At 54.5% G+C, this 255-nt stretch carries 1 pseudogene; it reads left to right on the forward strand.

From position 1 onward, the window contains the following. Window positions 1–255, forward strand: a pseudogene (locus tag E0D98_RS26770) (hypothetical protein); the annotation flags it as partial.

The raw sequence follows: 255 nt of genomic DNA on the forward strand, positions 1-255 counted from the left end.
CCTCGATGACTTTAACCGTACTGCCCGTTCATCAACGCCCCCCATGAGCGAATCCTCACGGACAGAGAACGGCAGGTATACCGTCACCGTTTCAAATGGCAGTGCCACCTGCGGGAGTGTGAGTCTCTCCGTGAAAGGGAATGGCAGCAACAACCAGTCCGCACTGGACTATTTTTTCAATCCCTTCATTGAAACGGAGTATCAGGGTGTCCTGACGGCACAACGCTCCGCCATGGATACCATGCTCCGTGACCT

The organism is Escherichia sp. KCJ4928 (genome assembly GCF_004352695.1).
In the GTDB taxonomy this organism is placed as follows: Bacteria; Pseudomonadota; Gammaproteobacteria; order Enterobacterales; family Enterobacteriaceae; genus ECMA0423.